This is a genomic window from Pseudomonas sp. PvP100 (genome assembly GCF_017833055.1).
Classification (GTDB): domain Bacteria; phylum Pseudomonadota; class Gammaproteobacteria; order Pseudomonadales; family Pseudomonadaceae; genus Aquipseudomonas; species Aquipseudomonas syringae.
In genome coordinates this window covers 3045578-3064711 of record NZ_JAFIBO010000001.1, presented here as the reverse complement: position 1 = coordinate 3064711, position 19134 = coordinate 3045578, and the positions used below count along the sequence as shown (strand labels likewise).

The 19134-nt window shown below is 58.6% G+C and carries 14 protein-coding genes and 1 pseudogene; 4 read left to right on the top strand and 11 right to left on the bottom strand.

The window, feature by feature from the left end; genetic code table 11:
• Positions 1-164: 164 nt before the first annotated feature.
• From JOE39_RS13010 to JOE39_RS12975, 8 genes are all read right to left on the bottom strand, one after another.
• Positions 165-3125 carry a bpX6 domain-containing protein gene (locus JOE39_RS13010; RefSeq protein WP_210077278.1) on the bottom strand — a complete coding sequence of 987 codons (2961 nt, stop codon included), beginning with the start codon at positions 3123-3125 and terminating at the stop codon, positions 165-167.
• Complete coding sequence (locus tag JOE39_RS13005) at positions 3112-4908, bottom strand: hypothetical protein (RefSeq protein ID WP_245227481.1); 1797 nt, start codon at positions 4906-4908, stop codon at positions 3112-3114. The genes JOE39_RS13010 and JOE39_RS13005 overlap by 14 nt, the downstream gene beginning before the upstream one ends.
• A gap of 38 nt (positions 4909-4946) precedes the next feature.
• The gene (locus JOE39_RS13000; RefSeq protein WP_210077280.1) at positions 4947-5393 is read right to left on the bottom strand and encodes a hypothetical protein; all 447 of its coding nucleotides are present in this window, start codon (positions 5391-5393) and stop codon (positions 4947-4949) included.
• The gene (locus JOE39_RS12995; RefSeq protein ID WP_210077281.1) at positions 5390-6511 is read right to left on the bottom strand and encodes an AAA family ATPase; all 1122 of its coding nucleotides are present in this window, start codon (positions 6509-6511) and stop codon (positions 5390-5392) included. The genes JOE39_RS13000 and JOE39_RS12995 overlap by 4 nt, the downstream gene beginning before the upstream one ends.
• A 576-nt stretch (positions 6512-7087) precedes the next feature.
• On the bottom strand, positions 7088-7339 hold the full coding sequence (locus JOE39_RS12990) for a hypothetical protein (protein ID WP_024662863.1): 252 nt from the start codon (positions 7337-7339) through the stop codon (positions 7088-7090).
• Positions 7340-7377: 38 nt separating this feature from the next.
• Positions 7378-9498 (bottom strand): alpha/beta hydrolase domain-containing protein, encoded by a 2121-nt coding sequence (locus JOE39_RS12985; protein WP_210077282.1) that lies wholly within the window; start codon positions 9496-9498, stop codon positions 7378-7380.
• 452 nt (positions 9499-9950) lie between these two features.
• Positions 9951-10565, bottom strand: coding sequence for a hypothetical protein (locus JOE39_RS12980; RefSeq protein WP_096113084.1), 615 nt, complete (start codon positions 10563-10565; stop codon positions 9951-9953).
• Positions 10566-10729: 164 nt separating this feature from the next.
• Entirely contained in the window at positions 10730-11011 is a 282-nt protein-coding gene (locus JOE39_RS12975) for a transposase (protein WP_080397917.1), read from the bottom strand.
• 59 nt (positions 11012-11070) lie between these two features.
• Between JOE39_RS12975 and JOE39_RS12970 the strand changes: the two genes are divergently transcribed.
• Complete coding sequence (locus tag JOE39_RS12970; protein ID WP_096113083.1) at positions 11071-12147, top strand: DUF6396 domain-containing protein; 1077 nt, start codon at positions 11071-11073, stop codon at positions 12145-12147.
• 248 nt (positions 12148-12395) lie between these two features.
• On the opposite strand, the pseudogene JOE39_RS12965 reads toward JOE39_RS12970, so the two are convergent.
• Positions 12396-13705: pseudogene (locus JOE39_RS12965) on the bottom strand (mechanosensitive ion channel family protein).
• A gap of 158 nt (positions 13706-13863) precedes the next feature.
• Between JOE39_RS12965 and JOE39_RS12960 the strand changes: the two are divergent.
• Positions 13864-14976, top strand: coding sequence for a hypothetical protein (locus tag JOE39_RS12960; protein ID WP_210077284.1), 1113 nt, complete (start codon positions 13864-13866; stop codon positions 14974-14976).
• A 16-nt stretch (positions 14977-14992) separates the two neighbouring features.
• On the opposite strand, the gene JOE39_RS12955 is transcribed toward JOE39_RS12960, so the two are convergent.
• Positions 14993-15886, bottom strand: a complete 894-nt coding sequence (locus tag JOE39_RS12955; RefSeq protein ID WP_003425485.1) for a LysR family transcriptional regulator — start codon at positions 15884-15886, stop codon at positions 14993-14995.
• Positions 15887-15991: 105 nt separating this feature from the next.
• Here JOE39_RS12955 and JOE39_RS12950 point away from each other — a divergent pair, with 105 nt between their 5' ends.
• Together JOE39_RS12950 and JOE39_RS12945 are read left to right on the top strand one after the other, a co-directional pair.
• Positions 15992-17254 (top strand): MFS transporter, encoded by a 1263-nt coding sequence (locus JOE39_RS12950; protein ID WP_057445702.1) that lies wholly within the window; start codon positions 15992-15994, stop codon positions 17252-17254.
• Positions 17251-18279 (top strand): alpha/beta hydrolase, encoded by a 1029-nt coding sequence (locus tag JOE39_RS12945; RefSeq protein ID WP_024649943.1) that lies wholly within the window; start codon positions 17251-17253, stop codon positions 18277-18279. Before JOE39_RS12950 ends, JOE39_RS12945 begins: the two co-directional genes overlap by 4 nt.
• 60 nt (positions 18280-18339) lie before the next feature.
• On the opposite strand, the gene JOE39_RS12940 is transcribed toward JOE39_RS12945, so the two are convergent.
• Positions 18340-19122, bottom strand: coding sequence for an NAD(P)H-dependent oxidoreductase (locus JOE39_RS12940; protein WP_198706075.1), 783 nt, complete (start codon positions 19120-19122; stop codon positions 18340-18342).
• Positions 19123-19134 lie beyond the last annotated feature (12 nt).

The following is a 19134-nucleotide window of genomic DNA, read 5'->3' as shown; positions in this document are numbered from 1 at the left end:
GTGGGTTGGCTGATTGCTCCTGAAACCCTGTCCATATAGACATGGCAAGAGCAGCGCGCGGGATGACGCCTCGAAAGGCCAAGCCGGGGGCTTCACCAAGGCTTGGTTCGTCTTGCTCCCGCTAGAGTGCGAAGCACTCATAAAAAGCCCACCCCTGCGGTGCGTCACTGCACCGAAAGAGCTCGAGTGATAGAGCGGGTCGTGTCGATATGCCACAGCCGGCCCTGATGGTCGAAAAGTATCCATTCATTACCCACGCAACGCAGCTGTGCATGGTGCAGCGGCCAGTGCAGGATGGCGCATAACCGGTCAGTGTTGCGGTTGATAAAGTGCCAGCGTGCTTCATTTTCGCCAGTTGCGTAGCAGACGACCAGCCACTGCTCGAACGAGTAGACGTTCAAAGGGTCGGCAGATTCTTGAATTAAACCAGGCAAGGTATAGCACTTGCTCGTGCCGCCCTCGTAGGACATCAGCAAAGGATCGCTGCCCGTTTCGTGCTCGATCCACAACTCAGTGGTCCGGCCTGCCGCGTTATACACCTGCCAACTGTGCTCCTGACGCCTCTCGGGGACAGGTTCTCGGCGAAGCAATCGGCGGTCGGGGAGCCGGTAATGCCAAAGTTGGAAATTATGTGAGGTGTTCAGCAATACGGACTCGTTGCGCTCGTCCTCTCGAATGAAGGCAACCTGCCCCGGTAGGTCGCTGACGTGCCAAAGCGTTTCGAACCCGCGATCCACGTCCACGACGCGCAATTGCGAGCCTCTGCCGACGGTCCAGGTCGTACCGTCGAAATTTTTGGCGAAGGCGTCCAGCATCAGCACGCCCAGATCGGTGGCGCTGCGATTGACCAGATCCAGCTTGCAGATGCGCCAGACGTCGCCTCGACGCGCCAGCGCCAGCGCGACCTGACGGCTGTGGCCCAGCACGATGGTGTGGGCGGGCACTGGAAAGTGAAAGGCCGTCTTGCCGCTTGCCTCGACGACCGATGCGCCGGCTTCGCCCAGTGCCATGAGGTAGCGTCCGTCAGTCAAGGGTACTGCGTCGCAGATAGCCCGGTTGCCCCTTTCTGGCGCCGTAAACGACAAGGCTGCGCTTGCCCGCTCAAGGCTCTGATTAAGAAGTTTGTTCTTTGGCAGGGCGCTGCCAGGCAGGTCCGCTTGTAGCAATTTATCCTTGCTCATTTTCACCAGCGCTTGAAGCTGATTTTGGGTGAGATGAGCGTGTGGCCCGGCCTGATCACAGATCATCGCCCGCACGGTAGCGGCAGCCAGCCAAGCCAGCGCGGGACTGTGGGTCTTGTGCGCCAGCAGCGCCTGGGCCAGCGCGGCGCGCTCCACGACCCGCTCGGGGTCGTTGCGCAGTTTTTCGACCCAAGTCGCGTACGTCGAGAGGGTGTCGGGAAGCAGGGCAGCCCGTTTAACCAGCGCGCCGATGGCCAGGCTTCCTCCTGCGCCCTCGGCGGCCAACAGCCATTGCGTGGCGCGTTCGTGTTCTGTCGGCAGACTCCAGACCACGTCCACCGCTTGCAACCAAAATCCTTTTTCGGTCAGGGCCAACGCCCATTCCAGGCGCAGGCGCGCAGCGGCTTCTGGCCAGTTTTGTTCGAGCAGGATGACGGTATCGGCGAACACGTTGTCGCGCCGTGCGACTTGCAGCGCTCGCTGCCAATTTCCTGCCAGGCACAGCAGACGCACGATGGCCGACGTGGGCATGTCCCAGGCCAGCGCAAGGTCAGCCGCCTGTTGATAGCGCTGGTGCTTTTCCAGATAGTCGAGCGCTTCCTGGCGGGCCCTCAAAAGCTCGGCCAGGACAAACACGGCCTCCTCGATACGCCCCTCGCGATCCAGTCGCTCAAAAGACTGCCGGTAGACCTGCTTGAGGTGGGTCTCAAGATCTGCCTCAAACAGCATGCTGGTGCGAGGCCCTGAATGCTGGGTGAGCGTCAGGTCCTCGCGCCTGTTGGGTGTGCCGAAAGCTTGTCCTGCATTGCCTTGGCCACCGCCTAGCGGAATGGCGTGACGCAGTGCTTCTTCCAGATCGCCGTTTTCGAACATCTCCAGCATGCGTTGCATGTAAGCGACCTGGCGCTTTCCGTAAAGCGCTGACAAGCGTGAATTCTGGGTCAGAAGCGTCAGCCAGCGCCGCCATCTGGCCGGGCCACGTGGCTGGCCCGACGCCCGTGGCGGTACGGGCGGCTTCGACGGTCGAGCGGCATTAGCGGTAACGGCAGGGGGCGTGTTTATTGCTGCCGAGTGTGTGCCTTCGCGCCGCATCCAGGCACGCACGGCCACCAATACAAGCGTGAAGAGTGCCGCGCCGATTACCGTCCAAACGAAGACGCTGCCCAGATCGAATGTGGAGGGATCCACAGAGCGTGGAGGTTTGGCTCTCTCAGCAGCAGAGGTAGCAGTCGGCAACTGCGGACTGCCGAGGGAATGGATTATATAGAGGCCAATACCCACGGCCACCGCAATGAAACCTGGCAAGCCGTCACTCAACGGGCCGGCACTCTGCGGGCTGTTTGCGTGGCCGGGCGCGTGACGCGCCGCAGCTACGCCAGCGGGGGCGACCTGACGTTGTCGCTCCAGCAGGGCTTGCATCACCGCTTCCCGCTCGGGGTCGACCGGCGCAAGCGAATCACCCAGGATTTCCCGTATGTCGGTCTGTACTGCCTGTGGTTCTACTTGCTGTTCCGGCAATACATCCTGGCAGTCATAAGTGTCGAGCAGCGCGTACTGGCTGACGTCGATCCATTGATCGGGGGTCAGCGCAGTGGCGTCGTTCAGGTGCAAGGCATTGACCTGAGTGCCGCGTACCAGCCAGACATCGGCGTGGGCCAGGCGTTGCATTTCCTCGGGACTTAGCCGTGCTGAGCAAAGTGTTCGGCCCTCGCGGATCAGTGGCCAGCCAGCGAGCCCTTCACAAAGCATGGTGTGTGCCTTGGGAAAGCGCAGCAGGTCGCCTTCGGCAAAGCGATAGGCCCTGGCGTCGGTTTGCCAGTGGGTGAGTATCAGTCGAGCCCGTTCCTGCTCGCTGAAGCGCTCAATGGGAAACCACAGCGCCTGGATCGGTTGATAACCGCTCAGTGCCGGATGGCGAATAATGACCGCATCAGGTCCGGACATGAGGGGCGTCCTCCGACTGCGTTTGTGCCTGATTGCACATGACCTGCAACACCCTCCGTTCGTCCCGAGCCGAATACACCACCAGCTCCCGAGCCTTGGTAAGGGCGGCGACCAGCCCGCTCATCGGGCAAAAGCTGATTCTGGCAATGGTTTCGTTGGTGGTGAACAGCACGCGTTGCTCACCCTGGAAGTAAAGGGCGACGGTCTGCTGGTTGGGGCTGAGCAGGACCATGGAAAGCACCTCGTCCTCCCCGATTAGCAATCCCAGGCCTTTCCAGCCGGGTGCCAGATCGATCTGTTCAGTTTGAAGGTCGGGAGCCACCATCTGCCACTGTTGCTGCCCGTCGACCAGGCGCATCCACGCGCAACCATGGAAGGCGCGGTCCCAGCACGCACTTGCCGGAAACAGTACCTGTTCGACGTTGACGCCCTTCGACGTTCCGACCACATGACCCTTGGATTGGCTGATCCAGGGATTGATCCGGTGGACGTACAATCGACCGGCATCGTGGCGCAGATAGGCCAGTATGTTGCGATCAACCTGCGCCATGCCCACCACTTTATCAGCCATCGAGTGGGTGACACCGGACTGGTGCTGGGTGGGCAGCTTACCGTTTTCGACCACCCAGAAGGCCAGATGACCTTTGGTGTCGAGCAGGAAAACCCGGCCATAGGTACCGTTGTGCATCCACACCATGGGCAGCAGCGTGGCGGTGCCCACGGGCATTTGCAGTCGTTCACGCTCAGGCCGGGCGACGGGTTTGACGCCAGGCATATTCCAAAAGACCAGTTGCTCGTCGAGGCTCAGGATCGCGCCGGGCATGCGGCCCGGGAACGTGATCGCCAGCGGCGTGCTGCGGTTGTTCCAGAGCGTGCGGCGAACATCGAAGGGTTTTTTCTGCCGTGGAGCCGGAAGCTTGATCACCACAAGCCCAGGCTCGTCGAGCAGTTTCAGGGCGACATGAGAGCCGCTGCCGGCAATGACCGGGGGCAGCGTCAGCGCAACCCGTGGAATGAGGGTCTTGACCGCGGTGCGAGTTATCTGCCGCGCGATGTCGAACTCGCCCTTGATCAGTTGCAAGGCAAGGCGCTCGTCGGGGTTGGGCAGGGCAACTTGTCGGGTGCCGGCGTCTTGCAGCGCGACCATGAGGCTGCTGCCGTCGAGGCTGCGCTGTATCTGGACCCTATGAGTGCAGGAGCGGGCGTTGGTGGCGGGCAGTTGTTGGCCAACAAGCCAGCGTTCGCCGCTGTCGTAATTCTGCTCCGACAGCCAGGCGCGCCAGGTATGCCAATGCTCATCGGTGACGGTCTGATAGGTGCGGGCGTCGAGCAGTTGCTTCAAATGCGCAGCGTCCTTGAACTCATGCAACTGTGGCGCGTTTTGCAGGCTGCCCCAGCGCAGCTCGGCCCCGGCTTCGCTGGCACGACGGGCGAGCAGGATCAGCAGCGCCAGATGCACCAGTCGTGGCCCGCCCAGTTGCAGCGGGCCTACGTCGAATAGCACAACGATCATGCGGTTGGCCTGATGGGTGCGATATTGCGGCGCAAGGAACAGGTGTTCGCCAACGACCGCCCTGCGTAAAAATTCGTCGGGCAGCTCATCGGCCAGCAGCCATTCGCTGGCGAGCAGTCTTTCGTACGGGCCACGGCGGTGCAGATCGCCGAGGCCGTCGGGCTCGGGCACGCCGCCCTGCTGCATGCCGCGCAATGGCCCTAGCAGTGGATTCAGGTGTGCGAACAGATCCGCCAGCAATGGCAGCTGTTCGGGGGGAAACCATTGCAACCAATCTCGCCAGGGGCGCAGGGATTGCGGTAATTGCATCAGCGACCTGCCCATCTATTCTGAATGCGTTGCAAATGCCGAGCCGTGAGGGGCAAGCATCGGTCGAGCGGCACCACCACCTTTGGGGCATGCCACAGCAGCAGGGGCGCACGCGCGAATCTGCCTAGCAGCGCTTGCCCCATCAGGTCGAGCGGTGCGTCGGGTTCCCAACTGGTGGGTAGCCAGAGGCCGGGTGCGGCGGGCTCGGTGCAAGCGTAATCGACGCCCTCGACCCACGGCAGGTCATCGGCATTGCCCGTGACGATCAGCACGTCACAGTTGGCAGTGGCTTGCAGCTGCGCGGTCTGGTCTTCGGGCATACGGAGCAGCCGGGCGTGCAGACGTGCCGCCACTTCTCCCCAAGCCACGGCGGCCTGTGGTTGACCGGGCTCGCGCCGCACTCGCCAGTTCCAGTCGATGGCAGCGGCGGTGACACTATTCGTCATGCCCGGGTTGTCAGCAGATGAGCCACTTGTCCGCGCGCCTCATGCAGGCGCTGAGGGATAGTCTGGCTGTTGAAGTTGGCATCGATTTCGCGTAGCAGCGCTTCCAGCAACAGGCTGGCAGGCGGCTCGCTGCGCGCCAGGTAATCCTCTGCAGTTTCAATCAGACGATGCAGGCGAGCCATCGGTTGCAGCGTGGCCTCCTCGACGGCACTGAATAGATGGCTGTTGCTGCACTGGGTAAAAAGATCCTGCAACACCTCGCGGCCGTGTTGCTGAGTTTCTCGGGTCGGCAGCACGTAAAGCAGCGGCCAGAGGTCGGCTTCGCTGGCTTCCAGCTGCCCGCGCAGCAAAGCCGCCGCTGCAATAAGACGCTGGGATTTGACGATACGTCGGTCCGAGAGCTGTATACCGGCTTCCCGCAACCGGCGGATAGCTTGGGCCAGCGCTGGCCGCGCCAGTGACAAATCGACGTCCTTGAGCGCGAGGCCCAGTGTGTCGAGCTGAGTCAACCCCAGTAGCTGTGGAACCGGGCGCTGCTCAGATTGCCAGCCGCCGGCCAGCATCGCTTCGAGCTGATTGTCAGGTACTGCGTCCACGAAGAGGTGCAGCAAAAAGCGGTCGCCGAAGGCCGCCAGCGATTCGTCGTCGGGCACACCGTTAGCCGCTGCGACACAAACACGCAAGGGGCACTGAATCTGGGTGTGACCACGGCGGAAACGTCGTTCATTGAGCACGCCAAGCAGGGTGTTGAGGATTGCCGTCGAGCCTAGGAACACTTCATCCAGAAACACAATGTCGGCTTCAGGCAGCATGCCGCTGATATCGGTTTCAACCGTGCCTTCGCGCAGTTTTTGCAGATCGACCGTACCAAAGAGTTCCGAAGGCTCGGTGAAACGTCCCAGCAGGTACTCGAAGTAACGACCGCCCATGGATTGCGCGACCCGACGCACCACGGCGCTTTTCGCCGTGCCGGGCGGGCCCACTACCAGAATGTGTTCCTGGGCGACAGCTGCCAGCACGATCAACTCGGCCAACTGCTCGCGGCCTACCAGGCCTTCGGTGACTGCGCGAACGGCATGACGGATCTGACTAGCGGCGAGATCGAGCGAAGCGGACATGGGGCATCTACCTTGAATCTGGAGGGGCACTTTTTTTCTGAAGGAAAAGACAAACTGGCAAGTTTATCGGCATGCAATGCGCAAGCTTGAGACCGTTGAGGTGCTCTTTGCTAAGAACTGGAGGTTATTTATGAAGTGGCGGCGTTTTGAGGCGTTGGTGGAAGGGAAAACGAGCAGATTAGTGCCCGTTTCGACGCAGCTTGCTCCCGCTTAAATGCAAAGTACTCATAAAAAAGCGTCACCGCGCCGCTGAGCTGCGTAGCGGCCCCAAACAGTCAATGAGATCTGTCTGATATACCGGAAACTAACAGAGATTTTTTCTTAACAGATGTCTGCTTTCGGCCCCGAGTATGTAAAAACAATTTTGAGCAAGATAGACATATAAAAACGATCTGAAAATCGCTCTCTACGCAAAATCTGTATCTGCTCACTTGCTGATAAATTTCAGATTTAACGTAGAGGCGCGCACTTCAATGTTGGCAAAACGTTTTTACGCACTTTGGACCCAATGCGGCCGCTCGGGAGGGGTAGAATCGAGCAGTGCCCATGGTGCGGTGATAGCCAAGTTCCTGTGGGTTAAGCACATTTGTGGGTTAGAGGGGGAGGCAAAGGTGTTCCATCCTCATAGGGGCCTAATGTTTTCCGTGCACGTAACACTAGCTCCTCAACCTGCACATACGGCAAATCCTCGGTGAACAACGAGATGGTTAAAGTGTTGTTAGCATCACATCGGAACACCTCAGCACAAACCTGCCCATTTGCGTCGATGAGTTCAATCCCGAGACCATCCCTGATCACATCAGAAGCAATCTGAAACCGAAAATCCATGTATTACTCCTTTGTAGTGGTCGCCTGTTTACCCCTGCTCAAGGCCCCGCACGCACACCTTTCTCCTGTGCTTCCTTTACAAGCCGCTCACGGTCTTCAGGAAGCAGCATTCGCGCTTCAACCAGCGAGTCTGCAGCTTTACTCACTGCAGACGCATAAGCCTCCTTCGTGGGGTAGCGTTCCTCTAGGGAAAGGCGAGGGTCTCCGGCCACGATTCGCTCTTTCTTCGTCGCGGCAAACGGGAGGAAGCTGCCTTGGAAGTTACAAAAGCCGCCATCAAAAAACTCGGGCCGGAAGGTGTTCCAACCCGTGTAAGTCCCGATGGGAGCGCCCAAATACACATCCCGAACGCCACCCACATCAATTCCGTCTGCATCCACTTGAGGTACCAAAAGGCCGTAACTACCGACACCCGATTTCGGCGGCTCGTTTGTGAGAATGCCAGAGCTGTCTTCGGGACGAAAACCAGGTCCAAAATCAAGCACTTGCAGGCTATTGACGGCACCGGTGTAGCGGAGCTCGGGGCGCGAAACGCCACCATAATTGGTCGCGGGGATGAGCGGGAAACTGACCCTGTCCGCCGGCACGAGGGTGCCGTCCGCCACAGAAGGTTTTATCGAAGCCGGCGGTGTTGTCTCATCACGAACCCAGCCAACGAGATTGATGAACGCTGCGCGCATTGTCCAGGTGTGTGGATTTGGATTTGATTGCACCTGGCAAAGCCCAAAGGGTGGTTTAGCCGGGAGTGGCAAAGACGGCGGGGCATGCTGCGTACTTGCCATAATAAAAGTGCGGACGTTTGCCGGTTCAGGTGCATCGCGCAAGCCGAGTGGATCGGTAAGGCCAAGCGACTGGCGTCCCTCCCAAAGTTCAAGGGCCGTTGCCATGTGGAATATCAGAGGGCAAGTGTTGTTATCGTTGCAGCGATCCAGCAAACCCTGCGAGCGTCCGGTAACAGGATCGGTTTCCCGGCCATAGGTAAACGGAAAATCGTAAGCAGGGGAGTCATGATCGACCTGCTGGCCCCACGCTCGACCAGGTTGAGCAAAGCGGATGTTGAGCGGCATCAGGCCGCCACCGATATGCGGCATCGCACCATCATAGACCCGACGACCTTCCTCGCTGCGGTTGAAACCCAGCGCGATCATGCTGCGTATGAATCGTCCGGCCTGTGATGAGCCAGTGATAATCGACTTGACCTTAGGCCCATGCACTACAGGGTTGGGCACACCGGTATCGTCATGCTCAGCCTGCTGGAAAAACGCACCAACATCCCGTGCGATAGCAAAACCAATACCCATTACCGCCGGTTCCTTGGCCCGGTAAATCAGCTCGTAAAGCTTGCCGGGCTGAAAACCAGCGGGTAGGCATATCTGGGTTTCGCTCGGCGTATTGCAATCGCCAAACTTCCAGTCATTCACTGGAATTTCCTGTCGGGGCGCATTTGCCCGCGAACGCACTGTCAACGTCGGACGAAAGCCATCCACGAGCACTTTGGTATTGTCGGTTTCAACCGATTTATAGCTGGTATGAGGCGGCGTGGAGGTGAACCAACCTGCGGACAGGTTAAGGCTGACGGTCGGTGAGAGCGTGGTCAACTCACTGCGCACCACACCTGTTACCGGCGACCCATCAGTATTTATGGCCGTCGGCAATTGCACCATCATACGGTTGTCACCCGGGGCGACGTCCCCCTGCCAGGCAAACGCGATCAGCGTCGTACCCTGGCGCTGTAGAAAACCGTCCCCGGCGACTTCGAAGTTGTTGAACGCTGCTGGACTACCCTGCATATCAGCGTTGAACAATAACATCGCGCGCTTAGAGCCTCGATTTGGCACGTCGAATAGAAGAATGTCATTCGATTTGGCCACGTCAGCGGGACGCAGGATTGCAACATCAGTCGTGTATTCAACCATCCCGCGCCCGTTACGGGGTGCAAGTTCGATGTCTTGAATAATCTTGTTTTCAGGCGCTCCTAGGTCTAATTCACCATGAGCGCGCGCAAAGACACGTTCGTAAGCCCCTGTATTCCCGAAGCTTTCGCCTCCGAAAGCGGGTTCGGTCCGCAGGATCTCCAATTGTGTGATACGGGCTTGGACGGGTGCTGCAACGATCATCATGGAGCCTGCAAACGCTGCAGCATGAAGTAGGCGATTCATCCTTACCCCCAATTTGTCATTTTTTTTATGGATGGCTTTTGATGCTCTGATAGCGATGCTTGTACAGATCAAAAGGTTTCAAGCATAGCCCGCAGATAGCTCGGTTATCATGAATTCGTCAGCGTCCGCGTAATACACCTTGCTTGAATTAGGAGGGGGCCTGTTATCGCTGATGCAAAATTGACCCAGCTGCCGACTTGGCGTTGCCCCATAAGTGCAGCTCAAAGTCAGAACTGCTAACGGTTTACGAGGTAAACGCTTGGGTCAGCGAAATTTCGTAACCGTCCGGTGAAGTCATCTTCCCGATCCCTGCGATAGGGGCAATGTTGCCCACTTTAAAACACGTGGACACTATCGCCCTTATCATCAGGATTGCCATCCGCCAAAGAGCCGCAAACGCAAAACCCGCTCAACCCATGTGCTGGGTGGAGCGATGGGGTGTTGCCATGGATTCAATACGCCTGATTGACGCTCAAACCACGCATGATAGAAAAGCTCGGGTCGATCAACTGCAGCGTGTTATCCGCCTTCAACCTGCCGACAACCACGCGATAGGTTTTCGGTTCTTCAGAAAGCGTTTCCGGGTTGCGTGCCAGTTTCTGAACAGCAGGTGTTTTGGCCCACGCGGCTACCGACTTCTGACGAATGTCCACCGTCACGACCCATGACTTATCGACGGCCTGGCCCATTTGTTCGGTGTTTTCTGACGTGTCTTTGATTTTGGCTATCTCATAGCCTTGGGCATAACAGAATCCTGACTCCTGTTGGACATAAGCAGCTTGCCCAGGGTCAGTGAGGGAATATGTCTTGCCACTTTTAGCGAGCAGCCCCGCGGCTACCAACGCATCGAAAGCGGGCTCATTACCCATCGAAGTGCCGCTCCCGAAACCTTTCTCCAGAGTCACCGGGAAGGTCTTGAACATAGACGCACGCACACAGGAAGCTCCCTCGAGCCTGGGTTGCAAGGCGGCCTGAATCTCACTTTCGGAAGGCCCGCCTGAGCAGGCAGCAAGCATCAACGCACCACTGACAATCAACACCGCCTGGGCTACTTCTCTGATTCGCATCGTTTTATCCTTTACGATTGAAGGCTGATATCGGCATTAGGACTTCTGGCTCAGGTAAAATGTTTCCCTTCCTCCAAACTATTACTTCCAGACCTTGATGAGTGCCAGGCCAGTAGAACGTCCTTTGGTTTAGCCGTCATGCCGCAAGCCATATTCCGAAGCCGTCATGCACCAGCACTTTCATGCGATTGGCGCGGGTGTTGTATTTCAACGCAGATATTCGATGATGATGCGTGGGATTTACCCCGAGCCTGCGGCACGGGGAGAACAAATGCAGGAGGCAGCGCGGTGCTTCTCTGCGATTGCAGCTGAATCCATTTATGGACGAGGTTTGCGTTGAGGTTATGGCTGAGTGCGATGCTGGCAATCGAAGCCTCGGGCTGGGCACACTCTTGAATGACTTGAGCCTTGAAGGATTTGAAATAGGAACGCCGTGTTGGCTGCATGAAATACCCGCTTAAATTCAGACTGACCAAAAACCCAAAGTATGGAAAGGAATACGCCTATGAAGGTGATATTAGCTGGGCTGTTCGTGTCGCTGCTAGCGGCTTGGTCCGACGTGACCGTTGGACGTGAGTCGCCGATCGAGGCCAGCGGTATACGCTCAGACTTCGTGTGCACGCAGGATACGGGGCTTTCGGTAGTGCCCCAGAATTCAGATGCACAAGGTTTATTCCTCTATGCTCGCCATCTTGAATATTTGCACGAGGGGGATTTCAACAGTGGGAGTGTCGATGAATTCAATCGTATAAGTCGCTATTACCGTATCGCGTCCGCGTATGGAAACGCCGATGCGACCGAGGCATTGAGGGCCCTACAGTGGAGGTTGATCGATGACAGCTACGATGGTGTTGTCACTCAGCTTCGCCGCAATCGCGAGAGAGAGGCCGAGCGCCTGACGACGCTGCTCACACAGCAGTATCCGTCGCGAGGTTACCTGCTCCAAGCCAGCATATATGCCCAGGCATGGAATCTTACCGGCGCATTCATCCTATACCGCAAGGCGGCGGATCTGGGCAATGCCCAGGCGCAGTACCGACTGGCCCAGTATCTCGATGTCAATTCGATCGCAATGGCCAAAGCATTCGGGGCGAAGGCCAAGGACATCGCATTCGCGTTGCCGCTCTATCGCTGTGCCGCCCAGCAAGGACACGGTGGTGCGATGTACGAGCTTGCCATCAAACAAGCCAAGGACCGGCGCTACCCCGAAGCTATGGCGGGATTCCAGCAAGCGGCAATGATGGGGGAAGCTGCTGCTGCATTCAGACTTCGGGAGGCTTTTGGCGAGCAAGCGAACGGGCCTCTATCACTAGGAAGGGAGAGTGACGCCGCGCGTTATGAAAGATACGAGAAGATCCGTATTTTCTTGATCGATGAGCAAAACTTCGCTCCGCGAGTGCCTGACCTGAATCAGATTGTGCCGTTGCCTCCTGCAGCCTTGCCCGAATGGGACGGGACCTTTCTGTGGAAGCCAGAGCAGCGCGCACCGCGCGAGACTCCATCGGAGACGTTGATGGCACACATGGCCAAAGCCAAGGGGTTGGACCCGCTGACAGGACTACCGAAGGATGCCGCGCCGTGAAACTGACATAGCTTGCGGGCGGTAAATCGCCTTTACATGCGCTATGCCTTTATCTCGCGACGCTTTGAGGTATCCCAGATCGCTAGCTGCTCGTACGTTTCTGTCTGCAATGTAGGAAAGTCGTAGCTGGCGGCCTGTTCCTCGGTTTCAAACTCCGACACGACTGCAGAAAATCGAGTACTCATGATTCCAGCCCCTACGGGGTGTGAATCCATCTTGAGCATTCAGTTACGCATTGTCTGCGCCGTTCAGCCTGAATGTTCTGTAGGCAATGGCTCTACCAGCGGTGTAGCCCCCACCCGCGCCGGCTCCCCCCTCAACCCCACCCGCATATCCGCCCCACTAGGCTGCTGATACAAATTCAAACCAAACTCCGGCATCACGGTAATCAGATAATCGAAAATATCCCTTGTATCCGCTCGTAATCCACCCATACCGTGGTGCGGGTGAAGCAGTAGATTTCCAGCGGGATGCCCTGCGAGGTGGGTTCGAGCTGGCGAACCATGCAGGTCATGTTCGGGTTGATATCGACGTGGCTTTTCAGGTACGCCAGGGCGTAGGCGCGGAAGGTGCCGATGTTGGTCATGCGTCGGCGGTTGGCGGACATTTGTGCGACGTTGCCTTGTGCCTGGTTCCAGGCCAGCAATTCGGCCTGTTTGCGGCCGATGTAGTCGGTGAGCAGGTGAATTTGCATGAGTTGCTGTTCTTCGTCGTCGCGCACGAAGCGTACGCCGCTGGCGTCGATGAACAGGCTGCGTTTGATGCGCCGTCCGCCTGATTGCTGCATGCCGCGCCAGTTGCGGAACGACTCTGACATCAGGCGCCAGGTCGGGATGGAGACGATGGTTTTGTCGAAGTTCTGCACCTTGACGGTGTGCAGGGTGATGTCCACTACGTCGCCGTCCGCGCCGACCTGCGGCATTTCGATCCAGTCGCCGACGCGCAGCATGTCGTTGCTGGTCAGTTGCACACTGGCGACGAAGGAGAGCAGGGTATCTTTGTAGACCAACAGGATGACCGCCGACATGGCGCCGAGGCCGGACAGCAGTAGCAGCGGCGAACGGTCGATCAGGGTGGCGACGATGATGATCCCGGCGAAGACGTACAGGATCATCTTCGACAGCTGCACGTAACCCTTGATTGAGCGCGTACGGGCGTGCTCGGTGCGCGCGTAGATGTCCAGCAGGGCATTGAGCAGGGCACCGATGGCCAGGGTCATGAACAGGATGGTGAAGGCCATGGCGATGTTGCCGATCACGTTCCGGCCCGCAGTGCTCAAGCCCGGGACCAGGGTGAGGCCGAACTGAATGACCAGCGACGGCACCATCTGCGCCAGTCGGTGAAAGACCTTGTTGTGGCGGAAGTCGTTGACCCAGTGCAGGGACGGCTGACGGCCGAGCATCCTGACGGCGTACAGCACCAGAAAGCGCGCCACGCGGCCAAGCACCAGTGCGGCGGTCAGCAACAGGATCAGGGCCAGCCCGGTGCGTACCCACGGGTGCTGATCGAGCATGTCCCAGATTTCCTGGGTCTTGAGCCAAAGCGAGTGAATATCCATAAAAGCATCGGGCCCGTTGAGCGAAGAGGGGGCGTGATTAGAACATTTACCGGGTCGGACGGGGCGGCCTGTGAGCACGAAGTGCACGTTGGGCAATGATTTCAAATTGTATCAATTGCTGAAGTAAACTCATCGCTCATTATCAGAGGAGTTGCGTCTTGCACCTATCCATCGTTCAACGCTGTGCGTCACGTCTCGGGTTGCAGGCCTTGTGGGTACTGGTCGGCCTGGCCTCTTCGACACTGGTCAGTGCCGCCGGTGCGTTACCGACCTACGGTGAAATGGACGCAGCAGGGTTCGCGGGCTCGCCCCGGGAGAACTACGCCCTGCAGGGCTTTTCCGATAAATACCGTGCGACGCTGGATATTTCAGCCAAGGACGATGTGTTTCGTCCCGGCGTGATCAACGTGTACGACAAGGCCAGCGGTGCGGCTTTGATCCGCGTGCAGTCCGACGAACTGGTGCTTGGCACTGACCCCAAAACCGGCAAGGTCAAAACCAACGTGCACGAGTTGCCCTATGGCGAACAGAGCGTACTGATCTATCAGGATTTCAACTTCGATGGCATCAAGGACCTGGCCTTGATGGACGGGCAAAACAGCTGCTATCACGGCCCCTCGTATCAGGTCTTTCTCGGCACGGCCGATGGTTTTCGGCACAGCGATTCGTTTACCAAACTGGCGCAAAACAACTGCGGCCTGTTCAGCGTGGATGAGAAAACCCGCAAGATCGAGACCATGACCAAAGACGGTTGCTGCTGGCACCAGACGTCTACCTACAGCATCCGTAATGGCGAGCCGGTTCTTGAAACGCAAACGGTCCTTGACCATACCGGTGGGTCGGGACTGCCGACTGAAACAGTCAGTCGCAATCAGAATGGCAAGATGACGCACACCACCAGCATCGTCTGGGAGGAAGACCAGCAGCGTGAGATTCTCCTGTCGTTCAGGCTCGCGCCGTCCGGCAAGCGCATTGTGTTGTTCCGCTCAGGGGACGCAAGCCCGGTCTTCTACGCGGCCGTGGACAGCAAGAATCAGGTCGGGCTGCTGTTTCCCCAGGCTGACGGTGAGCAACTGAAGTACGACGCTACCAGTCACGTATTGAGCTTCGTGCGCGGCGACACCGCTTACCGGATCTTGGGTGACGCAAAGGGTGCGCCCACCGCCATGCAAGTGGTGGTGCGTGGCAAAACCACCGAGCTGAAACTGCTTGCCGAGCCCGCTAAAGGTTCGCTGAACAAGGTCGCGGATGCGTTGAAAGCCGCGCAGTAATCAGGCGACGGAGGCGCTAGCCCCGATACCTCACCGCCTCGACAAACGCACTGAACGCCGGCGACGCCTGTCGCCGGTTCGGGTAGTACAAGTGAAAGCCTTCGAAATACGGGCTCCAGTCGACCAGCACTTCTTTCAAGCGACCGCTGGCGATGTGCGGTTCGGCCATGGAGTCCGGCACGTAGGCCAGGCCCACGCCGTCCAGTGCGGCGTTGAGCACGTGGATCATGCTGTTCGACGTGAATTGCCCATTGACCCGTATGTTGAGCTTGCGGCTGCCCTTCTCGAACTCCCAGGCGTAGCAGCTGCCGTTCGGCGAGTGGCGGATGTTGATGCAGGTGTGTTGAGTCAGGTCCTGAGGCTGCAGCGGGACGGGGTGTCGCTCGAAGTAGGCCGGCGACCCGACCACTGACAAGCGCCAGTCAGGCCCCAGGCGCACGGCAATCATGTCCTTGCTGATGGATTCACCCAGACGGATGCCCGCATCGAAACGTTCGCTGACAATATTGGTAAAGCCGTAGTCGATGCAGATCTCGATCTGGATATCCGGGTACTGCGCCAGAAACCCCGCAAGCATAGGGCGGATGATGCCTTCTGCGGCGTCATCGGAGCAGGTAATGCGAATGGTGCCGGCGGGCTTGTCACGCAGCTCGCCCAACACTTCGACTTCTGCAGCAATCTGATCCAGCAGCGGCCCGATCGAGCGCATCAGCCGTTCGCCTGCTTCGGTCGGGGCTACGTTGCGGGTGGTTCTCGCCAGCAGGCGCAGGCCCATGCGCTCTTCAAGGCCGCGCAGGGTGTGGCTCAGGGCTGAAGGCGTAACGCCCAGCTTGGTGGCCGCCTTGGTAAAGCTCTGATCGCGTGCTACCTGCAGAAAGGCTTGCAGATCATTGAGTTTGGGTGTGCTCATTGCTGAATTTTTCTCACAAGCGCGTTTAAATTGTGGTGTCTAATCATCCTAATACCTTTGCCCTAACCTGTGCCGACTATTTTCAATATCGCCAGGTCAGGACGCATGCAAGCATTCGATTCAACGCTAAAGGGGGCTGAGACGACAGCACATCCGCCAGCCTGGGGCGCCGTGTTTTCGATGGCGCTGTGTGTGGTGGTGCTGATTGCGTCGGAGTTCATGCCGGTCAGCCTGCTGACACCCATCGCGCAGGACCTGGGCATCAGTCAGGGGCAGGCAGGGCAGGCGATTTCGATCTCCGGTTTTTTTGCCGTGCTGACCAGCCTGCTGAACACGCCGCTCACCGGGCATCTGGATCGCAAGCCTGTCCTGCTGGGCTTCAGCCTGTTGCTGCTGGTGTCTGGCGTGATCGTCACGCTGGCCTCCAACGGCTGGTTGTTCATGACAGGCCGTGCATTGCTCGGGATCGCCATCGGCGGCTTCTGGTCGATGTCGACCGCTACCGTGATGAAGCTGGTGCCGAAGCAATCGGTCGCCAAGGGCCTGGCACTGATCAACGGCGGCAATGCGCTGGCTGCAACGGTCGCCGCGCCATTGGGCAGCTTCATGGGCCAGTACATCGGCTGGCGCGGCGCGTTTTTCCTGGTCATCCCGCTTGCGGCGCTGGCGTTTGCCTGGCAGTGGCTGAGCCTGCCGGCCATGCGCAGCCAGCCGAACAACCGGGCACGCAATCCGTTCCGCCTGCTGCGCAACCCGCAAGTGGCCGTCGGCATGAGCGCGATCCTGTTGCTGTTCATGGGCCAGTTCGCCGTCTTCACCTACCTGCGCCCGTTTCTGGAAGAGATCACCGGGGTCAGCGTCAACACGTTGTCCCTGATGCTTTTGGCGCTGGGGGCCAGCGGGCTGGTCGGCACCTACCTGATCGGCAGGCTGCTGCACAAAGGCCTGTATGCCTGCCTGATCGTCATTCCGCTGCTGATGGCGGTGCTGGCCGTGGCGCTGACTGGTCTGGGTCATTCGCCACAGTCCGTCGCCATTGTGCTTGCCGTCTGGGGCCTGATTGCCACGCCGGCACCAGTCGCCTGGGGCCTCTGGTTGAGCCGCACGCTGCCCGACGATGCCGAGGCAGGCGGCGGCCTGATGGTGGCGACCATTCAATTAGCGATCACCGCCGGGGCCGGCATCGGCGGCGCGCTGTTTGACAGCCTTGGTTGGTGGAGCCCGTTCGCATTCGGTGGCGTGTTACTGGCGTGTTCGGCCGCGCTGGCCTGGACGGCACGCGACAACGCGTCTGTGCAGGAAAGCAACACCGGTCAGGGCCGGGCAGATAAACGCGGGTCAATTTCTCAACGAGGTAACACGCCATGAAAAATATTCTTTTGATGCTTGGGCTTTTAATAAGCTCATACGCTGCGACAGGAGCAGACATGTCTCACGGTGCCGATAATTTCTACACAAGCGACAAGGTCGTTGCGCAAAAAGTGCTGTTCAACAACCAGTACAAGATGAAAGTCGCGGGCAATCTATTTATACCCAAAGGCTCGAACCCGAACGTTAAAGCTCCGGCAATCATCGTTGGCCATCCGATGGGGGCGGTGAAGGAGCAAAGTGCCAACCTGTACGCGCAGAAACTGGCCGAGCAAGGGTTTGTCACCTTGTCGCTGGACCTGTCGTTCTGGGGCGGGAGCGAAGGCCAGCCGCGTAACGCCGTTTCACCCGATCTCTACGCCGAAGACTTCAGTGCTGCAGTGGACTTCCTGGGCACTCAGACCTTCGTGGACAAAAAACGAATCGGCGTGCTGGGGATTTGCGGCAGTGGCAGCTTTGTCATCAGTGCCGCGAAGATCGACCCGCGCATGAAAGCCATTGCCACGGTGAGCATGTATGACATGGGCGCCGCCAACCGCAACGGCCTGAAACACTCGCAGACGCTGGCGCAGCGCAAGAAGATCATCGAGCAGGCGGCACTGCAGCGCGACGTGGAATACAGCGGCGGCGACACTGCGTATACCAGCGGCACGGTACACAAACTGACTGACACATCCGGCCCGATCGAACGCGAGTTCTATGATTTCTATCGCACGCCGCGGGGCGAGTTCACGCCCGAAGGCCAGTCCCCCGAACTGACCACTCACCCGACGCTGACCAGCAACATCAAGTTCATGAACTTCTATCCGTTCAACGACATCGCGACCATCTCGCCACGCCCGATGTTGTTCATCGCCGGTTCAAAGGCGCACTCGCTGGAGTTCAGCGAGGAAGCGTACAAACTGGCCGGCCAGCCCAAGCAATTGATCATCGTGCCGGAAGCCGGGCATGTGGATCTGTACGATCGGGTCGATCTGATCCCGTTCGACAAGCTGGGCGAGTTTTTCAAGAACAACCTGAAGTAGTCCGCCAGAAAACACTACGCATGAAAAGGCCCTGCACAAGCAGGGTCTTTTCTTTATCAGTCACTGATCGCGCAGGTGAATGTCCAGCCCCTGCCGGCCTGTTGCAAGATCCGCTCGCAATGTCAGCGCCGGGATCTCGTAGTCGCCGTCGTTTTGCCTGCGAAAGGGCAAGGGTTCAAGGGTGAACAGGGTATCCAGGCGGTCGCCATAGTCGGCGCAAATCTGCGCAAATGTTGCGCTGTCCACTTTGCCTGCCCGGTACACAGGGAAGGGCGCGAGCACATCGAAACCTGGATAGAACAGGATGCCGTGCTGGATAGGAAAGAGTACGTCGTTCAGCGCCCCGTTTACGCCACGCTCGCTGTAGTGGGACTCCCAGCCGCCCATGGTCACCGTCAGCATGGCGCGCTTGCCTGCCAGCGTTCCTTCACCATAGCGATCACCCCAGTGCTGGTCGCTGTGCTCGCCCACGCCGTAGGCGAAACCACAGGCGTACACCCGCTCTATCCAGCCTTTCATGATCGCGGGCATCGAAAACCACCAGAGCGGAAACTGGAATATGACGGCGTCTGCCCAGAGTAGTTTGGCCTGTTCGGCCTCGATGTCCGGCGGCTGAATACCGGCGGCAAACACGCGTTGCGACTCAAGGGCAGGGTCAAAGCGGCTGCTTGTTTCATGACCGGGAGCATCGTTGGCGTCGATGATCGCTTTCCAGCCCATCTGGTAGAGGTCGGACACCTGCACTTGATGGCCGTTGTTCTGCAGATGATCGACTGCGAAGTCTTTCAACGAACCGTTCAGCGAGCGCGGTTCGGGGTGGGCGTAGACAATAAGTACGTTCATGAGGGCTCCGGT